Here is a 6313-nt window from a genome sequence, read left to right as displayed (position 1 = left end):
TGTCGAGAGCACCGCGTGACCGCTCACCTGGGCAGGTAGGTCCCGGCCACGGGCACGTCCAGCGCACCACCGAAACGGGTCTCGCCGGACACGCCGTCGACGATCCACGCGCCCGTCGACGGCCGGTAGACGGCCAGGTCCGTGGCGCCGTCGCCGTCGTAGTCGGCCGGGGCGAGCAGGTCACCGGCCACGCCGAACCGGTGCACGGTCACCGTGTCGTCACCGCTGCGGTGGATCGTCCACTCGCTCCGCCCGGGGGTGAACGTCGCGGCATCGGTCCGCCCGTCGCCGTCGTAGTCGGCGGGCACCGGCAGCCCGGCGCGCACACCCGCCTGATCGCTCGCGAGCATGCCGTCCGAGGAACGCCGGACGAGCCACGTCGCGGTGCCAGGACGGTAGACGGCGAGGTCGGTCCGGCCGTCCCCGTCGTAGTCACCCGGCGCGGGGAGGTCGCCGCCCACGCCGAAGGTGACCGGATAGTCGTCGCCGGACCCGCTGGGCAGGATGTGCCACACAGCCGTGGCCGGCCGGTAGGTGGCGAGGTCGGTGCGGCCGTCCCCGTCGTAGTCGCCGGGTAATGCCCGGTCGCCAGGCGCACCGATCGCGACGGAGTAAGACGAAACGGTGTTCCGTGTCGGCGCGATCAGCCACTTTCCTTGCGACGGCGAGAAAACACCCGGATCGGTGCGGCCGTCACCGTCGTAGTCTCCTGGCGTCAGCTGGTCGTCCGGGCTCGGCTGGTAGCCGTTTCCCCAGGAGAACCCGGACGTGGTGCCGCCGCCGGGTCTGGACCGCCAGTCGCCTTCCGGCGACACGACGGACAGGTCGCTGACGCCGTCCCCGTCGAAGTCGGCGACGGCCGGCCGCCCCGTTCCACCTGGTTCCGCGACACTCATCGACACCGGCACGGTCGTGATTGCCAGTGACAGCACGGTGATCAGACGTTTCATTGGTGTACCTCCCAGACACGGTCCCGAAAATCGGTTCGTCAGGAGGTGTTCGGACACCTGGCCGCGATGGTTGGCCCCGGTGTCAGGGAAGTTCGCGCTCGAAGCAGCAGACCTGTAGGGAGTCAGGAATCGGCGAGGCCCCGCGTACAGGTACGCGGGGCCTCGCACACGCTCGCGGCTTGCTACTCAGTCCACCTCGGTGAGGCTGCCGTCCGCCAGGTGCTCCTCGACCGACTTGGGCAGCAGGTACGCGGAGCCACCACCGGGCTGGTTGTGCCACGGCACGGTCTGGCCCGACAGCGTCCGCAGCTCCCGCGCCACGCGGTAGCGGCGCGGGCCCTGCTGCTCCCGTTCCGCACGCAGCGACATCGCGGCGAACTCGGTGTCCTCGGCGAACGTCAGGTTCCCGGCGGGCTGGCCGTAGCGGATCACGTCCCGGCCCGGCATCAGCACCGCGATGTGCTTCTCGGCGAGCAGCGTGAGCGGCGGCTCGCCCGGCAGCGGCTGGATGGGCCAGTCGTTGAGCGCGTTCGCCGTGTTCCGGTCGCTGCCGCCCGCGCGCAAGGACGCCGGCGTGATCGCCAGGGTGCCCAGCAGGTACGCACCCGCGTCCCACAGCTGCTTGAACCGGAGCGGGTTGCGGGGCTTGCCGCGCTCGTAGTCGGCGACCTGCCACTCGTCGCCGACGCGTTCGAGGCACGTCGCGCCTTCCTCGGCGCCGAGGATCCGGTACGCCTCCGGCACCGCGCCTGCCTCGCTCACGCGCCGCGCGATGATCGCCAGGACCCTGCGGTCGCGGTCGGACAGCTCACCGGGCGCCGGGGAAGCGGCCGGAGTCTGCGGAGCGGCCGGAGCCTGCGGTGCCTTGGGCGCCGGGACCTCACCGGTGAGCGCGATGTACGCGGCGTCCTTGGCGTCCTGGTCGAGCCGCGGCGGGGTGAACCCATTCGCGCGGATGTGCGCCACGAGGTCAGCCTCGGGCGGCACACCGTGCTTGGCCAGGTAGTGCGGCACGGAAGCGGGCCAGATCCACGTCCCGTCCGTGTGGAACGCGGCGGGCACGTCCGCCGCGCTGTTCGGGTCGAACAGGTCGGGGTCGAAGCCGCGGCCACCCATGATCACGTGCGCGGTGTTCAGGTACTCCAGCACCTGGCCAACCTCGCCGTCGGGCACCGGCGGCCGGTTGACGACCGGGCGGCCGGACTGGTCGCGGTAGTCGAAGATGCGTGCGTGCCGGAAGCGGCCGGCCACCTCGGCCACCCGCTCCGCGTTCGGCAGCACGGTCTTCATCCAGTCCGCGACGTTGTCCGGCGTCCTGGGGAACGTCTCCAGCTCGTCGAGGATGGCCGTGCGTGGCGGCGCCTGCCGCCAGCGCGGGTCCTCCTTGAACAGGTAGTTGATCGAGATCTTGATCGGGTACTCGACCACGGTGCTGGCCGCGGACCAGGTGCCCGCGTCCTCCCGGTACATGCCCGCCCGCAGCTGCCGGTAGAACTCCGCCAGCTCACCCGGCGGCTCCCACTGCCGGAGCTGGCCGTCGATGCCGAGGATGTGCCCGACCATCTCCTCGTGGGTGCCTGCTGCCCGGTACATCACCCGGATCTGGTCGCGGTCGGCCGGCGCACGCACCACCAGCAGGTCGGCGATCTTTCGCTGCAGGTCGCGCTGTTCCTCGAAACCGAGCGGCGTTGGGCGGGTCATGAAAGGAGGTCCTCCTACAGGCGAGGTCAGTTCGTTTCCGGTTGGCCGGTCCTGGCCTGCTCGATCGTGCGCCGGAGCCAGCCGGGGACTGCCTCCGCCTGCCGAGGATAGGTCGCCAGATCACGCTCGTAGTACGAGGGCGGGATCGGCGGCTCCCACAGCGGGTCGTGGTCGTAGTTGTAGAAGATACGGAACTCACCAGGCGGGTTGATCACGTACCTCGCCGACAGCCAGGCGCCGCGCTGGTCGTACATCAGCTTGCGCAGCTCCAGCAACGCCTGCCCGGCCGCCGAGGGTGGCTCGACCTCCGGGGTGGACTGGTCGGGCATGATCACCGTGAGGCCGAAGTCCTGGACTCCATCGGCGATCTTCGCGATCAGGTCGATCCGGCGCCACCCCTGCGGCGCGGCGCCGATCAGCGCCCCGCCGATCTGCTGCAGCAGTTCGTCATACCGTTGCTGCTTTGCCTGGTCGACCACTGGCTCAGACATTGTTCTCGCGATCTCCTGCTAGTTGTCGTAACGCCGGAAGTGCAGCCTGACATCGCCGTTGCTGTCCCGCATGACCCACCGCTCGTGCACCACCGTGGGTTGTCCCGGGTTGGCGGCGTGAGAGCCTTCCGTCTCCAGGTCGTGCCACAGGTGGTCGGTGCCCCGCTTCTGCTGCTCGAACCTGGCCTCGCGGTCCTGGCCGTACCAGGTGCCCTCGGTCGTCTGGCCCTTCTTGGGCCGGTTCTCGTCGCTGTCCTGCGGGAACTGGTTCCGTGCGTCGGGTGCGCCGTCGGCACCGGTCGGCCGGATGTGCCCGCCGTCCGTGTTGGTGCCCAGGTCGCCAACGTAGCCCTGGGCCTCCCCGCTGCGCGGGGCCGAGTGGCCGTAGGTGCGTTCGTCGGTGGCGTGGAAGGTCACCCCGTGCTCGTTGGTGACGTAGACGTCCGTGCCGTTGATCCTGGTGACCGTGTTCGGCGGGAAGTTGTTGAGCTCCGGGTTGAGGTCGTCGACGAGGACGCGGTTGCGGGCCCCGTTGCCAGGACTCGACTCGGTGTCGATCATCTCGACCCGCGCCTGGCCAGTGGCCGGGTCCACGTCGCCCGTGTAGAGGCGGGTGGTGGTCCCGTTCGGCGCGACGTAGACGATCTCCGAGTTCGGCGGCCAGCTCGTGCGTGCGTTGAGCGGGTCGGCGACGGTCGGCGGCCGGACCCCGTCGTCGTTCGGCGACAGGGTCGGGTCGGTCGACGGGAACGTCACCGTGCCGTTCGTGGGCTGCGGCTGGTTCCACTCCGTGTAGCGGGGCGGGAGCCCGGCGTCGTCGGTGGTGTAGGTGTGCTCGGAGCCGTCCACGTCGATCCGGTAGGTGGTGTTCGGCTCCGGGTACGACGCGTCCGGGTTCCGGTCGGCGCCCGCCGCCGTGATCCCGTCCTGCGTGTTCGACACCTCGAGGTCGGCGTGTGTGATCGTGCCGGTGTCGTCGGTGTAGTAGGTGCCGCGGCCCGGGACGCGGTACTCCGAGTTGGGCGTGAGGCCGTCCCGCCCGATCAGCCGCTCACCGTCGCGCAGCGGCCGGTGCGGGTCGGTCTGGTTCGCCGCCGCGGCCGCGTTGTCGTCGACGCGGATCGTGTGCGGAGCGCCGGGGTCGGTGACCATCGGCGGGTTGAACGGCGACTGGATCCGGCCCCGGTCGACGTCGCCGCCGTGTGGCACCGGCTGCCGGTTGTCCGGCCCGGGGGTGGAGTCGTCGTTCGGCGTGCCCGACGTGTCGGTGGTGCCGTCGGTGTCCGGACCGCTCGGGGGCCGCGTGTCGACGGGCAGCCCGTTGCTGCCCGCGTCGCGCATGTTGCCGTCGGGGTCGAACGACCGCCAGCCACCGTCCGGCGGGATGGTCGGCCGGGCCCGGCCGCGGTCGTCCACGCTGTCCACACTGGCCGAGTACGGCGTCGTGTTCTGCTCGCCGGACCACGACCGCTCGGTCGGCGCGATGACCTGCGCGTTGGACGCCCGCGCCAGGTCGGCCGCCAGGCCGTCCGGGCTCCTGCCCGCCTCACACCCGTTGAGGATGATCGGGTCGGTGCCGTTCCAGCCCAGGTTGCGGGCCAGGTCGGCGAGGTCGGCGCCGTTCAGCTGCTGACCGTTGACGATCGCGTGCTGCCCGTCGCTGTGCACGTCGAGGATGAAGTGCCCGTCGATCGGTGCCACGGCGTTCGCCGCGTCGCGGGTGCGCACGTCCGACGGGTCGAACAGCGCGCCACCAGCAGGGGTGCGGAAGCTGCTGTTGTCCGCGACCTGCTGAAGGTTTTCCGGCAGCGGTGGGGTCGCGTCGGTGTCCGGCGCTCCGTCGCCGGGGTCCGTGTCCGGCCGAGGGTCGGTGCCGTTGTCCGTGCCGTTGTCGGTGTTGTTGTCGGTGTTGTTGTCGGTGTCCGTGTTGTTATCGGGGTCGACGCCGTTGCTGGCGTCGTCGACGGAGACGGTGTCGGTGTTCTGCGTGCCGTCGCCGCGGTCCTGGCCGAACGAGTCCGGCAGCACCCGGCCGTCGGCGGGCGGTACGTGCACCTCACGGAGGACGCCCTCCGCGAGCAACTGCTGCAGCTTGACGTCCTCCGGCAGCGTGAACTGCCTGCCGCCGCCGTCCTGCCCGAGCGCGGGCGCCACGTCGGCGAGCTCGCCCTGGAGCCCGTTCGGGTCGTCGACCACGTAGATGTGGTAGCCGACCTCCGCGTTGTCCGGGAAGATCGCCCGGTCGCCGTAGTGGTACGGCTGCCCGTTCGAGTCCAGCGGCGACAGGAACCGGCCGCCCTCGGCACCGAACCGGTCGAGGACCGTGCCACGGGGGAGCGTGACCTGCCGCTCCGAGCCGGGCACCGCGCCGTCGTTGTCGGGCCACCGGTTGGTCCGGTAGGTCCCGTCGGGCCGGTGGTGCGCGTTGAACTCGTCGCGCGAACCGTGCTCACCCCAGGGGTTGTGATCGGCGATGAGCGGGGCGACGCGCTGGTCGTAGCTGCCCATCCCGTTCGAGCGGTCGCCGCCCATCGGGATGTACTCGCCCATGTCGGCGAACGGGTGCTCACCCTGGCGGTTGCCGAGGAAGTTGAGCGGCACACCCTCTTCGTCCACCGCGGGGCCGTCTTCGGCCTCACCCTTGACCGGCGGCGCGTCCGTGTCCGTGCCGTCGGTGTCAGTGTCGGTGTCCGTGTCGGTCGCGTCGTCGTCCGGCGTGGGGCCGTCCGAGTCCTCGCCGTGGATGGGCTGGTCGGGCGTGGTGCCGGGGTCCGGCGTGGTGTCGGGGTCCGTCTTCGGCGTGCTGTCGTCCGGGGAGCGCGACACGTCCGGCTCGGGGGAGCGCGACACGTCCGGCTCCGGGGACCGCGACACGTCCGGCTCCGGCGTCCGGCTCGGCTCGCCATCTGGCCGCGTGCTGGTGTCCGGCTGTGTGCTGGCATCCGGCCGGGTGTCCGGCCGCGTGCTGGTGTCGGGCCGTGTGCTGGCGTCCGGTCGGGTGTCGGGCCGGGTGCTGGTGTCGGGCCGGGTGTCGGGCCGGGTGCTGGTGTCCGGTCGGGTGTCGGGCCGGGTGCTGGTGTCCGGCCGGGCGTTGGCGTCGGGACGCGGGCTACCCGGCTGGGTGCCTGCGTCGGGCCGCGGGCCGCCGGGCTGCGTTCCGGTGTCGGGCCG

5 protein-coding genes are annotated in these 6313 nt (G+C 71.5%); 1 reads left to right on the top strand and 4 read right to left on the bottom strand.

Going from position 1 to position 6313, the window contains the following annotated elements:
• Positions 1 to 23 precede the first annotated feature (23 nt).
• The 4 genes from WBA97_RS22565 to WBA97_RS22550 form a co-directional block, all read right to left on the bottom strand.
• Complete coding sequence (locus tag WBA97_RS22565; RefSeq protein WP_424232882.1) at positions 24 to 950, bottom strand: FG-GAP repeat domain-containing protein; 927 nt, start codon at positions 948 to 950, stop codon at positions 24 to 26.
• 186 nt (positions 951 to 1136) lie between these two features.
• On the bottom strand, positions 1137 to 2651 hold the full coding sequence (locus WBA97_RS22560) for a TNT domain-containing protein (protein WP_424232881.1): 1515 nt from the start codon (positions 2649 to 2651) through the stop codon (positions 1137 to 1139).
• 26 nt (positions 2652 to 2677) lie between these two features.
• A complete protein-coding gene (locus WBA97_RS22555) occupies positions 2678 to 3142 on the bottom strand; it encodes a hypothetical protein (protein WP_424232880.1) in 465 nt (154 codons plus the stop codon).
• A gap of 18 nt (positions 3143 to 3160) precedes the next feature.
• Positions 3161 to 5968, bottom strand: a complete 2808-nt coding sequence (locus tag WBA97_RS22550) for a TNT domain-containing protein (RefSeq protein ID WP_424232879.1) — start codon at positions 5966 to 5968, stop codon at positions 3161 to 3163.
• Between WBA97_RS22550 and WBA97_RS22545 the strand changes: the two genes are divergently transcribed.
• Positions 5943 to 6313 (top strand): hypothetical protein (locus WBA97_RS22545; protein ID WP_424232878.1); only part of this gene is annotated, 371 nt, incomplete at its 3' end. The two genes, WBA97_RS22550 and WBA97_RS22545, sit on opposite strands and share 26 nt — an antisense overlap.

It is taken from the genome of Actinophytocola sp., from assembly GCF_049647105.1.
Taxonomy (GTDB): Bacteria; Actinomycetota; Actinomycetes; order Mycobacteriales; family Pseudonocardiaceae; genus Actinophytocola.
This window is presented reverse-complemented; position numbering and strand designations above follow the sequence as displayed.

Coding starts and splice junctions, on each gene's coding strand:
- WBA97_RS22560 (WP_424232881.1), bottom strand. CDS start 2,651: ATGACCCGCCCAACGCCGCTCGGTTTCGAGGAACAGCGCGACCTGCAG.
- WBA97_RS22555 (WP_424232880.1), bottom strand. CDS start 3,142: ATGTCTGAGCCAGTGGTCGACCAGGCAAAGCAGCAACGGTATGACGAA.
- WBA97_RS22565 (WP_424232882.1), bottom strand. CDS start 950: ATGAAACGTCTGATCACCGTGCTGTCACTGGCAATCACGACCGTGCCG.